General features: G+C 61.9%; 15 protein-coding genes and 1 tRNA gene. 6 read left to right on the forward strand and 10 right to left on the reverse strand.

Annotated elements, in window-relative coordinates; translation table 11 throughout:
* Positions 1–55 precede the first annotated feature (55 nt).
* The 5 genes from PR018_RS02700 to PR018_RS02720 all read right to left on the reverse strand — a co-directional run bounded on the left by PR018_RS02700 (position 56) and on the right by PR018_RS02720 (position 4,574).
* Complete coding sequence (locus PR018_RS02700; protein WP_142824273.1) at positions 56–577, reverse strand: isoprenylcysteine carboxylmethyltransferase family protein; 522 nt, start codon at positions 575–577, stop codon at positions 56–58.
* Between the two features lie 249 nt (positions 578–826).
* Positions 827–1,834, reverse strand: a complete 1,008-nt coding sequence (locus PR018_RS02705) for an Atu2307/SP_0267 family LLM class monooxygenase (RefSeq protein ID WP_142824274.1) — start codon at positions 1,832–1,834, stop codon at positions 827–829.
* A 432-nt stretch (positions 1,835–2,266) separates the two neighbouring features.
* Positions 2,267–2,343: transfer RNA gene (locus PR018_RS02710), tRNA-Pro, on the reverse strand.
* A 165-nt stretch (positions 2,344–2,508) separates the two neighbouring features.
* Positions 2,509–3,993, reverse strand: coding sequence for an esterase-like activity of phytase family protein (locus PR018_RS02715; RefSeq protein WP_142829210.1), 1,485 nt, complete (start codon positions 3,991–3,993; stop codon positions 2,509–2,511).
* A 212-nt stretch (positions 3,994–4,205) separates the two neighbouring features.
* The gene (locus PR018_RS02720; protein ID WP_244615275.1) at positions 4,206–4,574 is read right to left on the reverse strand and encodes a hypothetical protein; all 369 of its coding nucleotides are present in this window, start codon (positions 4,572–4,574) and stop codon (positions 4,206–4,208) included.
* 286 nt (positions 4,575–4,860) lie between these two features.
* On the opposite strand from PR018_RS02720, the gene PR018_RS02725 reads away from it, so the two are divergent.
* Positions 4,861–5,886: a LacI family DNA-binding transcriptional regulator gene (locus PR018_RS02725; protein WP_142824478.1), complete on the forward strand. Its 1,026-nt coding sequence runs from the start codon at positions 4,861–4,863 to the stop codon at positions 5,884–5,886.
* A gap of 46 nt (positions 5,887–5,932) precedes the next feature.
* Here PR018_RS02725 and cysN read toward each other — a convergent pair whose 3' ends face one another.
* From cysN to PR018_RS02740, 3 genes are all read right to left on the reverse strand, one after another.
* Positions 5,933–7,417 (reverse strand): sulfate adenylyltransferase subunit CysN, encoded by a 1,485-nt coding sequence (gene cysN, locus PR018_RS02730; protein WP_142824479.1) that lies wholly within the window; start codon positions 7,415–7,417, stop codon positions 5,933–5,935.
* Position 7,418: 1 nt separating this feature from the next.
* On the reverse strand, positions 7,419–8,372 hold the full coding sequence (gene cysD, locus PR018_RS02735) for a sulfate adenylyltransferase subunit CysD (protein ID WP_142824277.1): 954 nt from the start codon (positions 8,370–8,372) through the stop codon (positions 7,419–7,421).
* 104 nt (positions 8,373–8,476) lie between these two features.
* On the reverse strand, positions 8,477–9,208 hold the full coding sequence (locus PR018_RS02740; protein WP_142824278.1) for a phosphoadenylyl-sulfate reductase: 732 nt from the start codon (positions 9,206–9,208) through the stop codon (positions 8,477–8,479).
* Positions 9,209–9,567: 359 nt separating this feature from the next.
* Here PR018_RS02740 and PR018_RS02745 point away from each other — a divergent pair, with 359 nt between their 5' ends.
* Positions 9,568–10,014, forward strand: a complete 447-nt coding sequence (locus PR018_RS02745) for an RrF2 family transcriptional regulator (protein WP_142824480.1) — start codon at positions 9,568–9,570, stop codon at positions 10,012–10,014.
* Here PR018_RS02745 and PR018_RS02750 read toward each other — a convergent pair whose 3' ends face one another.
* Positions 10,015–11,382, reverse strand: coding sequence for a chloride channel protein (locus PR018_RS02750; RefSeq protein WP_142824279.1), 1,368 nt, complete (start codon positions 11,380–11,382; stop codon positions 10,015–10,017).
* A 182-nt stretch (positions 11,383–11,564) separates the two neighbouring features.
* On the opposite strand from PR018_RS02750, the gene PR018_RS02755 reads away from it, so the two are divergent.
* The 3 genes from PR018_RS02755 to PR018_RS02765 all read left to right on the forward strand — a co-directional run bounded on the left by PR018_RS02755 (position 11,565) and on the right by PR018_RS02765 (position 13,750).
* On the forward strand, positions 11,565–11,840 hold the full coding sequence (locus PR018_RS02755) for a YlcI/YnfO family protein (protein WP_142824280.1): 276 nt from the start codon (positions 11,565–11,567) through the stop codon (positions 11,838–11,840).
* Complete coding sequence (locus PR018_RS02760; RefSeq protein ID WP_142824281.1) at positions 11,837–12,136, forward strand: type II toxin-antitoxin system RelE/ParE family toxin; 300 nt, start codon at positions 11,837–11,839, stop codon at positions 12,134–12,136. The genes PR018_RS02755 and PR018_RS02760 overlap by 4 nt, the downstream gene beginning before the upstream one ends.
* Before the next feature lie 555 nt (positions 12,137–12,691).
* On the forward strand, positions 12,692–13,750 hold the full coding sequence (locus tag PR018_RS02765) for a LacI family DNA-binding transcriptional regulator (RefSeq protein ID WP_142824282.1): 1,059 nt from the start codon (positions 12,692–12,694) through the stop codon (positions 13,748–13,750).
* 27 nt (positions 13,751–13,777) lie between these two features.
* On the opposite strand, the gene betA is transcribed toward PR018_RS02765, so the two are convergent.
* Positions 13,778–15,430, reverse strand: a complete 1,653-nt coding sequence (betA, locus tag PR018_RS02770) for a choline dehydrogenase (protein ID WP_142824283.1) — start codon at positions 15,428–15,430, stop codon at positions 13,778–13,780.
* A 93-nt stretch (positions 15,431–15,523) separates the two neighbouring features.
* Here betA and PR018_RS02775 point away from each other — a divergent pair, with 93 nt between their 5' ends.
* On the forward strand, positions 15,524–15,769 hold the full coding sequence (locus PR018_RS02775) for a type II toxin-antitoxin system RelE family toxin (protein ID WP_142824284.1): 246 nt from the start codon (positions 15,524–15,526) through the stop codon (positions 15,767–15,769).
* The last annotated feature ends 3 nt before the right edge of the window (positions 15,770–15,772 follow it).

The raw sequence follows: 15,772 nt of genomic DNA on the forward strand, positions 1-15,772 counted from the left end.
TCCGCTTTTGAGCTCACGCTCTGAAGCACATGGTCGGCGCGCCCGTCCCCCGACCTCAATACGCCGAAAACCGCGATCTCATTGCCGCTTCCTCCTGGACGATGCGGATGATCAGCGGGATGGCGTAAAACGGCAGGCCGGCAGCCAGGGTGAGGGGAGCGTTCATGAGCAGAGCGAAGCCGATCAACTCCGGCAGGATATTCAGGAAGTAATTCGGATGTCGCACCCACCGGAACAGCGCATGGGTGACCAAAACGTGCTCACGGGCAATCAGGAGCTTCACCGTCCAGAGGGAGCCGAGCAGCCGGACCACGACCACCAGCGCTACGACCCCGATCGTATACAGAATGACGCCAATCCAGAAGGCGGCGTCAATGGGGTGCGCCTGGAAGGCACCTTCGGTCATGGCGCTGATATAGAAGGCGATGTGCGCGAGCGCCAGGATAGCCGTATTGCGCGCACCGATCTCCACGGCACCCTCTCGCTTCAACGCCGCCTCGTGGCGAAGCGATACGACGAGCATGGCGACACGGAAGGCAACCGCAACCATGCAGAAAATGATGAGACCCAGGGGCATATGAAATCCTTTCAATTGAGCGTCTTGCCGATGAACGCAACACCGGCGAAACCGGTGGTCGCTGCCCGAAGGCCTGCCTCAAGCCGTCTGCATGAGAAGGCACGGTCGCCCGGCAATGATACGCAATGTGAGCCGAATGTTGGTGGGGGGCAGGATGACGTTATAAACCTTCAAGCCCACGGCTGCGTATTGCCGCGGCTTGATCGCGCGCCGGGTCGTCAATGTGTCGGGTGACGGGACACCTGTCGTTCAAGTGGACAGGCGCGGTTTGACCTCGCGACCGAGCAGTTCGATCGACCGCAGCATCGCCGGCTGGTCGCTCGCTGCAGAACTCATCTGGAACGTCAGGCGGTCGATGCCACCCAGTTCCTCGGATGTCTGCCGGATCTTGGTCGCCACCGCATCGGGATCACCGACGAGGAACGATCCACCGGGACGAACCAGGTTGTCGAACTGGGCGCGGGTCGACGGTGGCCAGCCCCGCTCGAGGCCGATCTTGGTGAACATCGCCTGCCATCCGGGGAAGAACCGATCCTCCGCCTCGCGCTGGGATTCTCCCACGAAGCCAAGGGCATGAATACCGACGCGCAGTGTTTCGGCGGTGTGCCCGGCGCGCGCTCCGGCCTCCCGGTAAAGGTCGACCAGCGGTCGAAACCGCCTGAACTCGCCGCCGATGATTGCAACCATCAGCGGAAGGCCCAGCAGGCCGGCTCGAACGAAGGATTGCGGCGTGCCACCCACTCCAAGCCATATCGGCATCTTTTTCTGCGCAGGTCGTGGGTAGACACCCTGGCCGTCAAGCGGAGCACGGAAACGGCCGGACCACGTCACATTCGTCTCGTCGCGCAGGGCAAGCAGCAGCTCCAGCTTTTCTTCCGACAGTGCGTCGTAATCCCTGAGGTCAAGACCGAACAGCGGATAGGCCTCGATCGAGGATCCCCGGCCCACGACGATTTCTGCCCGTCCCCGGGAAATCAGGTCCAGTGTCGCAAACTCCTGGAAGACGCGGACAGGGTCGGCGGCGCCGAGCACCGTCACCGCGCTCGTCAGGCGGATGGATTTCGTCCGGGCAGCGGCTGCGGCAAGGATCACGGCAGGTGCACTGTCGAGATAGTCGCCGCGGTGGTGCTCGCCAATGCCGAACACGTCCAGTCCTGCCGTATCGGCCATCACGATCTCGTCGAGCAGGAACCCCATACGGTCCATATCGCCGACGCCAGGGACGGTCGCGGCAAAACTGTCAATTCCGATTTCCAAGATGTAGTCCCTTCATGCGCAACGTCGATGGATTGGAGAAGCGATCTTAGGCGATGACATCCGCCATCGGAAGGGCGACCGCCGGGATGCACCGTCCAACACATCGGACACGGGCTATTTCCCCGGAAGCGTTCATGCATGTCGCGTCAAGGGGATCCGACCTCGAACATGCAGCATGCCGTTTAGGTATTGTCGATTATCGCGCGCGGGCCGCGACTTCCTCCCACGCTCTGCGGGCAAGGTCGCCGCGTGCGAAAACCGCCTCCCGGAAAGCAGCCTTGAACAATGCCCAGCGTGATTTAGGAATCCAAATTGCCGAAAGGGTCTAGTACACCGACTGCAAAAATAATGACTGTCGGAACTTCTGTCGGACCCAGCATCTAAGGGCCAAAACACTTAGAAAAATTCGGGAAAAAGCATTTAAAATCAAACTGGTCGGAGTGGAGTGATTCGAACACTCGACCCCCACGTCCCGAACGTGGTGCGCTACCAGACTGCGCTACACTCCGTGACCAGTGGCGCTTACTTAAACCAGCCGTTTTGGTTAGACAAGGCCGAATCTTCGGGGCGCTGTTTTTTGGATGGTCAGGCCGATTTGGCGGTTGGCGACAGGCACGACAGAGCTTTGTCAAAGGGGCAGGGTGGGCGCGATATGGGCCCACCCCGGCAGGTGGCTACTTCTTTGCAAATCCCGGCAGGGTGACCTGGAAGACCTGGAACATCGTGTCGACATCGGCGCCGCCTTCGCCCTTGTAGGCGGCTCCGACCTGGTAGCCGTCCTGTGTCAGGAAGTCGTTGTCGTTGGCAACAAACAGGAAATAATCGTCCGGGAGTTTCGGGTCGAGGACGCTTGCCAGCGACATCGCTTCCCATTTTTCGGACAGGTTGTTGCGGTCGTTCGGTGCGCCGTTGTGGAGGCCGAAGCGGGCAAGCTGCGCCTCGTCGTTGAGGTCGATGAACGGCGTGCGCTTGGCCGGCGTAACGGAGGGATCGAGGACGCCTTTCGGTGCCACCGGCTTGTCGGCGTCGAAGGCGGTGCCGGCAATATCGGTGGCGGCGGAGACATCCACGAGACCGATGGCGCGGTGCAGCGACTTGTCGCCCTTGACGCCATAGCCGTTGTTGCTGTCGCGGGCGAGCATCAGGAATGTGGTCGGCGACAGCGCGACGATCTCGCTCTGGGCGGCCACCATAGTCTTGCCCTTGGCATCGGTGAAGACGGGCAGCGGCACGACATATTCGTGCACCAGTTTCAGATGGTCGACATCGCTCGCGTCATAGAAGAGGGCGCGCGTGTTCTGGCGCGTGCTGCTGCTGTCGCCGCCATCCTGGCGCGTGGCTGATTGCAGCAAGGCGATGACAGTCTTGCCATCCGGCGTCATCGCCATGCCTTCGAGGCCCTGGTTGTTCTGCCGTCCGGTCTGCGGATCCTTGGGTTCCGGTGCCTTTTCGCCCGGGCCGGGATTGTTCGAGGCGAAATTCGGCTTGCCGTCACGCATCGGGATCAGCGCTGCCGGCGGCTGCGTTGCCGAGACGAGCCGGCCGTCTGCCGAGAAATGATAGATGTTCGGGCCGTATTCGTCGCTGATCAGCATCGAGCCGTCGGCAAGGCGGACGATTGCCTCGTTGTCGAGGGAGATCTTGCCGTTGGACGCCTGCGGCAGCATCGGCAACGTCGCGCTCGCCGGCCGCACGCCGGCTGACGGATCAAGTCCGGTCATGTCGGCGCCCTTGTCGTCCTTCAGAAGCATGGTGCTGGCGAGCGTGGCCGCCACGCCGGATTGCTCCTTGCCCGAGGAAGGTGCGGCACCCGGCGCCGTCGGCGTCATCTGGATGTCGATGGTATTGAGGCGGGGCCGGTAGTCCGTCGTGCCGCTGACATTGTATCCCCGGTCCGGCAGCAGCCAGAGCTTGCCCTTGTAGCCCTCGGCGGTGCGCGTCCAGGTGCCGGGATCTATCGCCATGCCCGAGCCGGAGCCGAATGTCTCGCCAAACGAATCCCGCTGGCTGGCAGGAATGCGGCCGATGCCGACGAGACCCTTGTTGACGAGGGTCTGGCTGGCGGCCGGCGCGGTATCGTCGGCACGGCCCGGGGCTACCGCAAAGCCCGTCAGGAGGACTGTCGAAAGCAGGATCGTCTTCAATATCGAGGTCTTCATCGCAATATCCTCCATCAATGATCGGCACCGCATCGGCTGCGGCTTCGGAGATGGAGCTGTCTTTTTCAAGAGTTCGACAAAACCCCGTCACCGTCTGGGGGAGGGTTTATGGCGGCAACATGATAGCTGGATGACAGGTTTTGGAATGTCGATATCACAACCCAGGCGGATCGTGCTGCAAGCACGATGGCGCGGTCGCCACTATCCGTCACTCAGTCCGTGGCGTTGCGGCGAAAGACCGAGGGGAGGCGCGTCCTGTCGATGACCGCGCCGAGGGCGACGCCCCACATGCCGCTCGCCATATTGACGATGATGTCGAACGGGCGCCCGTCATTGCCGATGGTCAGCACATGGGCGAGACCGAGCGCACTAACGGTGGCAATCATCATGAGGAAGGCAAAAGACGGTGAGTCCGGGTAGGCCAGTCGTGCCAGGCAGCCTGCGATGCACAGCGCGACGATGTGGTAGATGTTGAAAGGATTACCAATCTCGGCCTGCCAATTCACGTGCGCCAGCGTCAGCGCGACGAGGGCTGCGATATAAATCCAGACGCTGAATTTCAAAACGCGATTGGTGTCCATAGGATGAGGATATATCAGCGACTTAAGGCAAGACTAGCGTAGGCACCGCTATATCCGCACTTTCGGGGCACACAAATTGTGTACGCGCGATATAAATGTCGAAACAAATATAGGATCTTGGGCAATTCCGCGGGCTGAATTCCGCCATGCTTCCGATCTTCCCCGCCAAGGGTGATCCAGCCGCATCCGGCTTCGTAAAGAAATACATGAGATGGATATGAGTGCAAGCTCCGGCCGCACTGTCGGGATCACAAGGTCAGGAGCATAGTTGCAGGACAGCGTTGGAATGGAGCCAGGCATCAGGCGGAACAAGCGGACCCGCGTCAGGCTCAGGGACGTCGCCCAGAAGGTAGGCGTGAGCGCTATCACCGTGTCCCGTGTGTTGCGTGCACCCGACAAGGTCTCCGCAGAATTGCGCGAAAACATCCTCCGGGTCATCGATGACATGGGCTATGTGCCCGATCTGGCCGCACGGGCACTCGCCGGCCGCCATAGCGGCATCATCGCGGTTCTTGCCCCGGCAATCAACAGCCAGATCCTCTCCGATGTCATGAGTGGCATCGAAGCCCGCGTGCGCAACACCGGCCTGCACACGCAATATGCCAATACGGTGTATAGCGGCGGCGAGGAGACGGGTCAGATCCGTAACCTCCTGACGCAGAACCCGGCCGGCATCCTTCTCGTCGGCACCGAATGCTGCGAGCGGATTGCCCCGACCGTTATTTCGGCGACCTGCCCGGTATCCTACATTCTCGATCACAGCCAGAAGCCCGAAGAGCCCATGGCTGCGGCCATCGACCACGAGGCCGTCGGCGAGGCAGCCACGCGTCATCTTGTATCCGCCGGTTATCGACGCATCGGCTTGCTCGGCGGCTACCTCGATGTCCGGTCGAACCGGCGACGGCAGGGTTACGAAAACGTGCTGCAGGCAGCAGGCATCCATTATCCCGACCTGATGCTCATGGAGGATGAACCGACCAGCGTGGCCCTCGGTTGCCGGTTATTCTCAGAGCTTCTGGCGCGGGCGCCCGATGTCGATGCGGTGCTCTGCCAGAACGACGATCTGGCGCTCGGCGTGCTGTTCGAATGCCAGCGTCGCGGCATCAGCGTGCCCGGCGATCTCGGCATCTGCGGCATCAACAATCTCGAATTCGCAGCCTCCTCCCATCCGGCCATCACGACCGTCGATATCCCGCGCTTCGAACTCGGTTTTGAGGCCGCCGATATGCTGGTCCAGGCGATTGGCGGCGGGCAAATCGCCGGCCGGCGCAAGCTGGGCTTCAAGTTGATCGTGCGTGGAACGACCCGGTAAGGGGGAAAGGTCAGGGGGTATCGCTCCCCCTGAATTGTCGGTTCTATCAGATGTCGCTTGCCGCGTCCGACCAGAGGTCGGCTGCTTCCGCGGAGGTCATCCGGCGGACCTTCGCCTCGTCGCGACGGCTGGCGAACAGGTCGCTTGCCATGATCTGTTCGGCAAGGTCTGCCGGCAATGACAGGAGCACGCGCGTCTGATCCGGGTCGTAGGCACCGAGGTCGGCGCGCTTGCCCGAGATCATGCCGCCGGCCACCGTGTTGTTGGTGTCGGCATCGATCAGTATGAACGCACCGGTCGAGCGGCTCAGTTCGTAGGGATCGAAGATCGCCAGCTCGTCGAAGATCAGCTGGACCTTGCCGATGGCGTTCATCGGCAGCGCCTTGGCCGGGTTCCATGCGCCGCTGACCAGTTCCAGCTGGCTGACGGGAAGCACCTGCACCCGCTGGCGTCGACTGCCGCTCTTAAGCCAGTAGCGCTTGCCGGAGTGAATGCCTTCCGGCTGCAGCGCGACGATTTGCGCATCGAAGGAAAGGCCGACCTGCGGCTGGTGGTCGATGGCAACGATCATGTCGCCGCGCGACACGTCCACCTGCCGGTCTAGAACCAGCGTGATTGCATCTCCCGCCACCGCCGCGTTGCGCACCAGGTCGAAGGTGACGATCTTGGCGACGTTTGCGACCATGCCAGATGGCAAGATCATCACGCTGTCGCCGGGCTTCACCGAGCCGCCGGCAACGGTGCCCTGATAGCCGCGAAAGCTTTCGCCGGGCCGCGACACGCGCTGCACCGACATCCGGAAGCCGACCGCCTGTGACGAGCGAACGGTTGCCAGTTCCAGCGCCTCGACCAGCGTCGGGCCGGTGTACCAAGGCATGGATGCCGCGCCGGAATATACGACGTTTTCGCCCTTAAGCGCCGACATCGGGATTGTGGTGATCTGCCTGACGCCGAGCGTCGCGGCAAATTCCTTGAAATCATGGGCGATCTTGTCGAAGCCGGCACGATCGTAGTTGGTGAGGTCGATCTTGTTGATCGCCAGCACGAACTGCTTGATCCCGAGCAGCGACGCGATGGTTGCGTGGCGGCGCGTCTGCTCGAGAATGCCGACGCGGGCATCGATCAGCAGGATGGCGAGATCGGCCGTCGAGGCCCCCGTCGCCATGTTACGGGTATACTGTTCATGGCCGGGCGTGTCGGCGACGATGAAGGAGCGGTTGTCCGTCGCAAAGTAGCGATAGGCGACATCGATGGTGATGCCCTGTTCGCGCTCGGCCTGCAATCCGTCCAGCAAAAGCGCGAAATCGGGCAGCCCGAGGTCGTTCTGCTTGCCGGTGGAATCCCGGCGCAGCGTTGCGGCCTGGTCTTCCTTGATGGCCTTGGTGTCCCAGAGCAGGCGGCCGATCAGCGTGGACTTGCCATCGTCGACGCTGCCGCAGGTGATGAGACGCAGCGGGCGGGTGTCGCGCACGGCTTTCAAAGGCTCGGCCGGGGCGAGATGGACGACGTTTGCGGCACTGGCGACAGTCATCTCAGAAATATCCTTCACGCTTCTTCTTTTCCATGGAGCCGGACTGGTCGCGATCGATCGCGCGTCCCTGCCGTTCGGAAACCGTTGCAATTTCGAGTTCGCCGATCACCTCGTCAAGGGTGGTCGCCTCCGACCGGATGGCGCCGGTCAGCGGGAAGTCGCCAAGCGTGCGGAAACGGATCATGCCTTCCTGGCGGACTTCGCCGGGCAAAAGCTCCAGCCGCGGATCTTCGGCGAGGATCATCATTCCGTCGCGCTCCACGAAGGGGCGCTTCTTGGCGTAATAGAGCGGCACCAGCGGAATGTCCTCGGCCTGGATGTACCGCCAGATGTCGACCTCGGTCCAGTTCGACAGCGGAAAGGCGCGCACGCTTTCGCCCTGGCGGATCATGCCGTTATAGATGTTCCAGAGTTCCGGCCGCTGGTTGCGCGGATCCCAGCGATGGTCGGGGGTGCGGAATGAATAGATCCGCTCCTTGGCGCGGCTTGCCTCTTCGTCACGCCGCGCGCCGCCAAAGGCCGCATCGAACTTGCCGGCGTCGAGCGCCTGGCGCAGCCCTTGTGTCTTCATGATGTCGGTAAAGGCGGACGAGCCATGGGTGAAGGGGGTAATCCCCTCGGCGGCACCGCGCGGATTGATATGCTCGATCAGGTCGAGATCGTAGGTCTTCGCGATGTTGTCGCGAAAGGCGATCATCTCGGAAAACTTCCAGCCGGTGTTGACGTGCAGCAGAGGGAGGGGGACGCGGCCGGGATAGAAGGCCTTGCGCGCCAGATGCAGGAGCACCGACGAATCCTTGCCGACCGAATAGAGCATGACCGGCCGTTCGAATTCCGCCGCAACTTCCCGGAAGATATGGATGGATTCGTTTTCCAGCGCTTTCAGGTGCGGATCTAGCGGCGGCTTTACGCTCTGCGGATTGTGCAGTTCCGTATCCGGACGGCTGTCGGCCATTGTCTACTCCAACTCTGTCGTCTCCGGCCGCAGGTTGGGCCGGCATAAAAGGGAATTGCGTCTCGCAAGTCGAGATTGGAATTTGCAGAGACGCGGGGGAAGGTTCAAGCGGAAACGACAGGATCCTCGGCAACATGCAGGCCGCATTCGCGCGTTTCGTCGTTTTCCCACCACCAGCGGCCGGCGCGTTCCGGTTCGCCGGGCTTGATGGCGCGGGTACAGGGCTCGCAGCCGATCGACGGATAACCGCGCGCATGCAGCGGATTGATCGGCACGGCATTGTCGGCGACATAGGCGCGGATGCGATCGATATCCCAATCGGCCAGCGGGTTGATTTTCAGCAAGTGCCGTTCAGCATCGTACTCGGCAAACGGCGTATCCGACCGGTTGGCCGACTGGCCGCGTCGAAGGCCAGTGACCCAGATCGTCGCGCCGGCGAGCGCGCGGGCAAGCGGCAGCACCTTGCGCACGCCGCAGCAGGCATGCCGTGCCTCGACGCTCTCATAGAAACCATTGATCCCGTAGCGCGCCGCAAAGGCGTCGATGTCGGCCTGCTCTGGCTCGAAGCGTTGGATCGAAATGTCGTAGCGGCTTTCCGTCTCGTCGATGAGCGCCAGCGTTTCTGCAAACAGCCGGCCCGTCTGCAGCGTCGAGACGTCGATTGGAAAACGGTGCGTGCCGATCTCGGCAGTGATCACCTGATCCTCGATGCCGAGGCTGGTGGTGAAGACCGCGCGGCCGAGGCTTGCCGCCAGCGACAATCGGCCGGCGAGGTCGAGACCTGCCAGCGCGGCGTTCAATGTTTCCGTATCTTCGATGGAATTGATGGCAGTCATCGGAAAACCTTGTCTGAAAGTGCGCGCAGCATCGCAGACGATGACCGAAAAAGACAGGAATGGGATTTCATAAACGACTTGGTGTGAGCAAATATCTCTCACAACGGCCAACGCAGCGCAAAAGCAACCGCTTTTTCCGCAACCGGCGCCTCTCGGGCTGGCGCTGTCAGCAAGAACAGCGCTTATATCTACCAATCTAGTAGAGTTAATCGCCGGATGTCAAACTGATTTCTGCTGCAATCTTCAATTTTGTAGCCGTTTCGGCCGCACGCGTTCAATTCCGGTTCAGGCAACATGCGCCAAAAGGGGTGTTCACCAGGGAAAAGGCGCCACTGCGCCGTGGATGAATGGCATTGCAGATGATCACGCAGAAGGCAAAATATGCATTGAGGGCGCTGGCCATCCTGGCGCGTGCCGATCAAGGCGAGCCGATGCTGATCTCCGAGATCGCCGCACAGCAGAAGATCCCGAAGAAATTCCTCGAGCAGATCCTGCTGGAACTGAAGCACCGTGACATCGTCGAAAGCCGGCGCGGCAAGCAAGGCGGCTATCTGTTGCTGAAACCTGCCGAAGAGATCACCTTCGGGGAAATCCTGCGCATCATCGACGGCCCCATTGCGCCGCTCCCCTGCCTGTCGCTGACCGCCTATCGCCGCTGCAGCGATTGCGACGGCGAGCAGGGCTGCGAAATCCACCATGTCTTCGCCAAGGTCGCGGATGCCATGCGCAAGGTCCTGTTCAACACCACCATCGCCGACGCCATCCGCCGCCCGGAAAGCGCCACGGTCACAAGGCTGCTGGCCTGATCAAGCGGAACTTGCGTCGGTCCGCGCGGCATCCTTGTCATGCGTCCGTCGTGCGCGGATGGCGGCGGCGATGTAGACACGCGAAAGCCCGTGATAAAGCGGCTCCGGCGACAACATCCGTGACGTCACATAGCCCAGCATCGACACCGCCATGATCGGGATGACCGCCTGGTGATCGCCGGTCATTTCCAGGATAATGACGAAAGCCGTCATCGGCGCCTGCACGACACCGGCAAAATAGCCGGCCATGCCGAGGATGGCGGCAAGGGCGATGCTGGTGCCCATGAGGTGCCCGACGGTGCTGCCGAAACCCGCGCCGACGGCGAGCGACGGGGCAAATATCCCGCCCGGAATGCCTGAAATCATCGACAAAAAGCTTGCCAGGAGTTTTTCCACGAAGAACAGCAACGGCAGCGAGTTCCCCTCTACCGCGCCGCGCGCCTGCTCGTATCCGGTACCAAACGTATTGCCCTTGGAGATGACGCCGATGACAGCCACCGCCAGCCCGCAGCCGCCGGCCATGATGAGCATGCGCAGGAGAGGTTGCGGCTGTGCCCAGCGGCGGATGCGCAGGCCAAAATGCAGGGCAAGGCCGCTGAAGCCGGCACCGAGCGCGCCGCCGCCGATACCGCAGACCAGCACAAGGCCCCAATCGGCAAGGAAGGTTGGCGACGTCACCGCCGTGCCGAAATAATTGTAGCTGCCGGAGAGCCCGAGAGCCGCCAGGCCGGCGAGGATCACCGCCGTCAGCACCAGCCCGTTGGCACGGGCCTCGTAGGTGCGGCTCATTTCCTCGATGGCAAAGACGATGCCGGCCAGCGGCGTGTTGAAGGCTGCTGCGATCCCGGCTGCCGAGCCCGCAAGGATCAGCCCGCGTGCCTGTACCATACCGCCGAACCGCGCCGCTGCCAGCATGATGGCGGCGCCGACCTGGACAGTCGGTCCCTCGCGACCGATCGAGGCGCCCGACAGCAGGCCGAGAATCGTCAGCAGGATTTTCCCCGCCGCCACCCGCAGCGACAGCAGCCGCACCCGGTCATCCTCCTGATGCAGGTGCCGCGCTGCGATCGCCTGCGGAATACCGCTTCCCTGGGAATTCGGAAACAGCGTGATGGCAAGCCACGCCGACAGCACGAACCCGACCGGGGTGATGACGAGAGGCAGCAGAAATCCCCAGTCGCCCGAGGTCGTCACCGCACCGAAAAGCCGCTGCGCCATGTCTGCCGCCTTGGCAAAGCCGACGCTGATCAGCCCGATGGCCACAGCCCCCGCCCAGAACACCAGCCGCGTCCGCCACGTCCCGTGCGACCCCCACACAGCCCGGGAGCGGCGCAGGAACTTCGATTTTCGATAGGAAGAGGAGGGCATGGGAGCTCTGGACTGCTGGAAAACTGGCTGAGTTCGGGCAAATTGAGCCTCTGGGCGAAGACCCCTTATCGACCCCGCTGGCGCGTCTTGCAAGTTGGAATCGGTCGGGGTCAGCGCGCGTTATTTGACAAGCGCCTGTTGCGTTCTACAATGCATCGCAATTGCAACGCATGGAGCGGCTCATGAAAACGGCATCCCTTCCGTCACTGCGCGTCGATCCCGAACTACGCGCAGCGGCTGAGAGCGTCTTGAAGGACGGCGAGACGCTGTCGGCGTTTGTCGAGGCTTCTATCCGGGCACAGATAGATTTCCGACGCAAGCAGGCGGAGTTTATCGCACGCGGCCTGGCATCGCTTGAAGATGCAAAGAAAACAGGAATTTATTTCAGTTCGAAGGAGGTTCTCGACGAATTGAAGGGAATGCTCGATGCCAGGTCTTCGGAAAAGCATTCCTCGTGACCTATGCGGTCAGGACGACGGCAAAGGCCCGGGAAGATATCAAACGTCTATACGCCTATCTGCTGGAGCGCGATGAACAAGCTGCCGTGCGGGCCTATGCGGCGATTGAAAAGGCCATGGTCATGCTGGAAACGTTTCCTTTCAGCTGCCGTCGAGCGTCCGGCGGCGATTCTCTTTTAAGGGAGCTTGTCGTACCTTTCGGCGCGGCCGGATATGTGCTTCTGTTCAAGATAGAAGACAGCCAGACAGTCACCGTCGCGGCCATCCGCCACCAGCGGGAAGAAGACTACCACTGAGCCCGCCGATCGATACCCATGTTGCTTTGACGATCCAGCCCCCTGTCTCATGGAGCGGCCACAGCGACCGCTTTCTAAAAGTCTGGTTTCTGAGCCTTGAGGCCAACGACCGCGCACCGAAGGGGCTTCAATCTTTTCGTCGATCTCGATGATACCAGCAGAACTCGCACTCCATTGGTTAACTCGCTGCCAGACGATCTCTCACCGAAAGCGCCGGTCGATTGGCAGCGTGAAGGACCATGCTGTGGCCTTTTTGCGCGCGCCGTGCCTGAACATTATCCTGAGCAGGCGAATTGCAAAACCTGCGGGCGGTTTCGGGAGCGGGATTGGCGATTCAGGCTCGGGATCGTTCGGGTCGCCGAAGCGCTCGATGTAGAGATCCGCATACAGGCTCGGGATGGGTGGCATGACGAAGGCTTCCCCCGGTTTCACACAGGACTTGATTGCTTTTGAATCGATTCAATGGTCATGCATCTCTGTCGACCTGTCAAGCAAAAGTTGAATCGATACAAACGGGGCGTTATGCTTCGCTTTCGGTGCAGGCGGGGGTAGGGCATGAAGGAAAAGAGCGCAAAACTTGCCGATGTGGCGCGGGTGGCGGAGGTCTCGCAAGGGACCGCCTCCAATGTCTTCAACCGCCCTGAGGTGGTGCGCGAACAGGTCCGCGAGCATGTCCTGAAGGTCGCTGCCGCGTTGGGCTACAGGGGGCCTGACGTAAAGGGCCGCTTGCTGCGAGCAGGGCGCGTCAATGCGATCGGCGTGGCAACGGTCGAGCCGCTGTCCTATTTTTTCGAAGATCCTTGGGCGCGAGCGATCATGACGGCGATTGGCGACGTCTGCGATGAGAGCGGAACCGGGATTGCGCTGGTGTCAGCGAAAAACCAGGAAAAGCTGGCCTGGAATGTCAACAGTGCCCTGGTCGACGGGTTTATCCTGCTCTGTGTCGAAGGTGGAGAAAGGTTGGTCGACCTGACACGCCGGCGGCAGTTGCCCTTCATCGCGCTGGCGCTTGGCGAGGACGACGCCTCGGTCCCGCGGATCGGCATCGATAACAGGGCGGGCGCGGCTGCCGCTGCGCGGCATCTGGGCGAGCTTGGCCACAGGAATGTCGCCATACTGGCCATCGGAAACCACGATGTTCCGCATGGGCTGTTGCCGCTTTCGCGGATCGACGAGGTTTTGGGCGGCAGCATGCGGGAGCGGATGCGTGGCTACTGGCAAGGGATAGAGACGTTCGGTATCGGGCCCGACGATATGCCGGTCTTCGGCACGCTGAACGACCAGCCGACGGTCGAGGCTGCAATGACGGCGCTGTTCTCGATGCCTGCGCCGCCAACCGCCGTTTTGGCCATGTCCGACCACAGCGCCATGCTGGCGCTGCAGTGGCTCGCCGCTCGTGGCATCGCCGTGCCCGGCGAAGTGTCCGTGGTCGGTTTCGACGGCGTGCCGGAAGCGGCGTTGTCCCAGCCCGCCTTGACGACCGTCGTCCAGCCGTTGCCGGAAATCGCCCGTCGCGCGGTGGCGGCCATACTCGAAGCCACCATACCGGCAGAGGGGCATGTCATGGCGGTCGACCTGGTCGTCCGCAAAAGCACAGCCGCGCCCGGGCGATAGGGGGCAAGCGCGGCTGTCGAGACAGGATTACCGGTCGCTGATGTCAGCGCGCGGGTTGGTCCAGGGTCGCTGGTTGGAGCGGGCGAGCGGTTGGCGGCCGAGGATGTGGTCGGCGGCTTTTTCGCCCGCCATGATCGACGGGCCGTTGAGGTTGCCATATGTCAGCGACGGGAAGATCGACGAGTCCGCGACGCGCAGTCCGTCGACGCCGATGACCCGGGTCTCGGGGTCGACGACGGCCATGGGGTCGTCCCTCGATCCCATCTTGCAGGTGCCGCAGGGGTGATAGGCGCTTTCCAGGTGTTCGCGCAGGAACGCGTCGATCTGCTCGTCTGTGGTCACCTCGGCGCCCGGCTGGATTTCAGGTCCCCGGTAGTGGTCGAAGGCCTTCTGGCCGAAAATCTCGCGCGTCAGCCGGACGCAGTGGCGGAATTTCTCCCAGTCTTCCGGATGGCTCATATAGTTGAAGCGGATCACCGGATCGGCCTTCGGGTCCGAGGAGCGCAGCGTCACGGCACCGCGCGATTTTGACAGGTTGTAGCCGACGTGGACCTGGAACCCGTGGCTCTTGGCGGCCGCCTTGCCGTCATAGCTGATGGCCACGGGCAGGAAATGATACTGGATGTCGGGCTGCTTGATGCCGGGCGCCGAGCGCAGGAAGGCGCAGGCCTCGAACTGGTTGGAGGTGCCAAGTCCCGAGCGGGTAAAAAGCCACTGCGCCCCCGCCACGCCCTGCCAGAACCACGGCAGCCAGGAATAGAGCGACACCGGCTTGGTCGAGACCTGCTGGAAATAGAATTCCATGTGGTCCTGCAGGTTGGCGCCGACACCCGGTCTGTCGACTTTGACCTCGATGCCCATTTCTTTCAGATGCGCTTCCGGCCCGATGCCCGACAGCATCAGCAGCTTTGGCGAATTGAACGAAGATGCAGCCACGATCACCTCGCGGTTGGCCTTGACGACCTCGATCTTGCCGCCGCGCTCGATCTCGACACCGGTAGCACGGCCGTTCTCGATGACGATCTTCCGGGCAAGGCAGCGGATCAGCGTGACGTTCGGGCGTTTCAGGGCAGGGCGCAGATAGGCATTGGCGGCCGACCAGCGGCGGCCCTTGTAGATGGTCTGCTCCATCAGCCCGAAACCTTCCTGCTTCGAGCCGTTATAGTCGTCGGTGGTCTCGAAACCCGCCTGCTTGCCGGCCTCCACGAAGGCGTGGAACAGGGGATTGGTGAAGCCGCCGCGCTGTACATGCAGCGGCCCGTCGGTGCCCCGCCAGCCCTCTTCGCCGCCATGGCTGTTTTCCATGCGCTTGAAGTAGGGCAGCACGTCGGCATAGCCCCAGCCCCGCGCGCCAAGCTCCTCCCAGCGGTTGAAGTCTTCGGAATGGCCGCGCACATACACCATGCCGTTGATCGACGAGGAGCCGCCGAGCACCTTTCCGCGCGGCGCGGTGATCCGCCGGTTGTTGAGGTGAGGCTCCGGCTCGGAGTGATATCCCCAGTTGTAGCGATCCATGCTCATCGGCCAGGCGAGCGCCGCCGGCATCTGGATGAACGGCCCGAAGTCCGTGCCCCCATATTCCAGCACGATCACCGAATGCTTGCCGTCTTCCGACAGCCGATAAGCCATGGCAGATCCTGCCGAACCGGAACCGATGATGACGAAATCTGCTTGCTGCATGGGGGCTCCAGACGTCTATGGAAAAGGGCGACAAATGTATCGCGATGCGCTATCATTGTTGCAGGCGGTATAGCTCAGGGCGATGGTGTCGGAATGAAGGACGTTGTCGTATCCCGACTTGCCGACAAAGCACTTATGCGCATGCAGCCAAAACGGCGGCTGGCGATCATTGAAAAAGTCAAAGCCTATGCGCGCGGAGAGATTGTCGACATCAAGAAGATGAAAGGCGGAAATCTCTACCGTATCAGGGTCGGACTGGATCGGGTTATCATCGATGACAAGGGTAGGATTATCGTGGTCATCGATGCCGGTCCGCGGGGCAGTATCTACAAGGATTGATCC

The sequence above is a fragment of the Rhizobium rhododendri genome (assembly GCF_007000325.2).
GTDB lineage: Bacteria > Pseudomonadota > Alphaproteobacteria > Rhizobiales > Rhizobiaceae > Rhizobium > Rhizobium rhododendri.

Bases quoted from the DNA above. Each gene is read 5' to 3' on its own strand.
- betA (WP_142824283.1), bottom strand. From the start codon at position 15,430: ATGCAGCAAGCAGATTTCGTCATCATCGGTTCCGGTTCGGCAGGATCT.
- cysD (WP_142824277.1), bottom strand. From the start codon at position 8,372: ATGGCCGACAGCCGTCCGGATACGGAACTGCACAATCCGCAGAGCGTA.
- PR018_RS02720 (WP_244615275.1), bottom strand. From the start codon at position 4,574: ATGGACACCAATCGCGTTTTGAAATTCAGCGTCTGGATTTATATCGCA.
- PR018_RS02715 (WP_142829210.1), bottom strand. From the start codon at position 3,993: ATGAAGACCTCGATATTGAAGACGATCCTGCTTTCGACAGTCCTCCTG.
- PR018_RS02745 (WP_142824480.1), top strand. From the start codon at position 9,568: ATGATCACGCAGAAGGCAAAATATGCATTGAGGGCGCTGGCCATCCTG.
- PR018_RS02725 (WP_142824478.1), top strand. From the start codon at position 4,861: ATGGAGCCAGGCATCAGGCGGAACAAGCGGACCCGCGTCAGGCTCAGG.
- PR018_RS02775 (WP_142824284.1), top strand. From the start codon at position 15,524: ATGAAGGACGTTGTCGTATCCCGACTTGCCGACAAAGCACTTATGCGC.
- PR018_RS02755 (WP_142824280.1), top strand. From the start codon at position 11,565: ATGAAAACGGCATCCCTTCCGTCACTGCGCGTCGATCCCGAACTACGC.
- PR018_RS02700 (WP_142824273.1), bottom strand. From the start codon at position 577: ATGCCCCTGGGTCTCATCATTTTCTGCATGGTTGCGGTTGCCTTCCGT.
- PR018_RS02740 (WP_142824278.1), bottom strand. From the start codon at position 9,208: ATGACTGCCATCAATTCCATCGAAGATACGGAAACATTGAACGCCGCG.
- PR018_RS02750 (WP_142824279.1), bottom strand. From the start codon at position 11,382: ATGCCCTCCTCTTCCTATCGAAAATCGAAGTTCCTGCGCCGCTCCCGG.
- cysN (WP_142824479.1), bottom strand. From the start codon at position 7,417: ATGACTGTCGCCAGTGCCGCAAACGTCGTCCATCTCGCCCCGGCCGAG.
- PR018_RS02765 (WP_142824282.1), top strand. From the start codon at position 12,692: ATGAAGGAAAAGAGCGCAAAACTTGCCGATGTGGCGCGGGTGGCGGAG.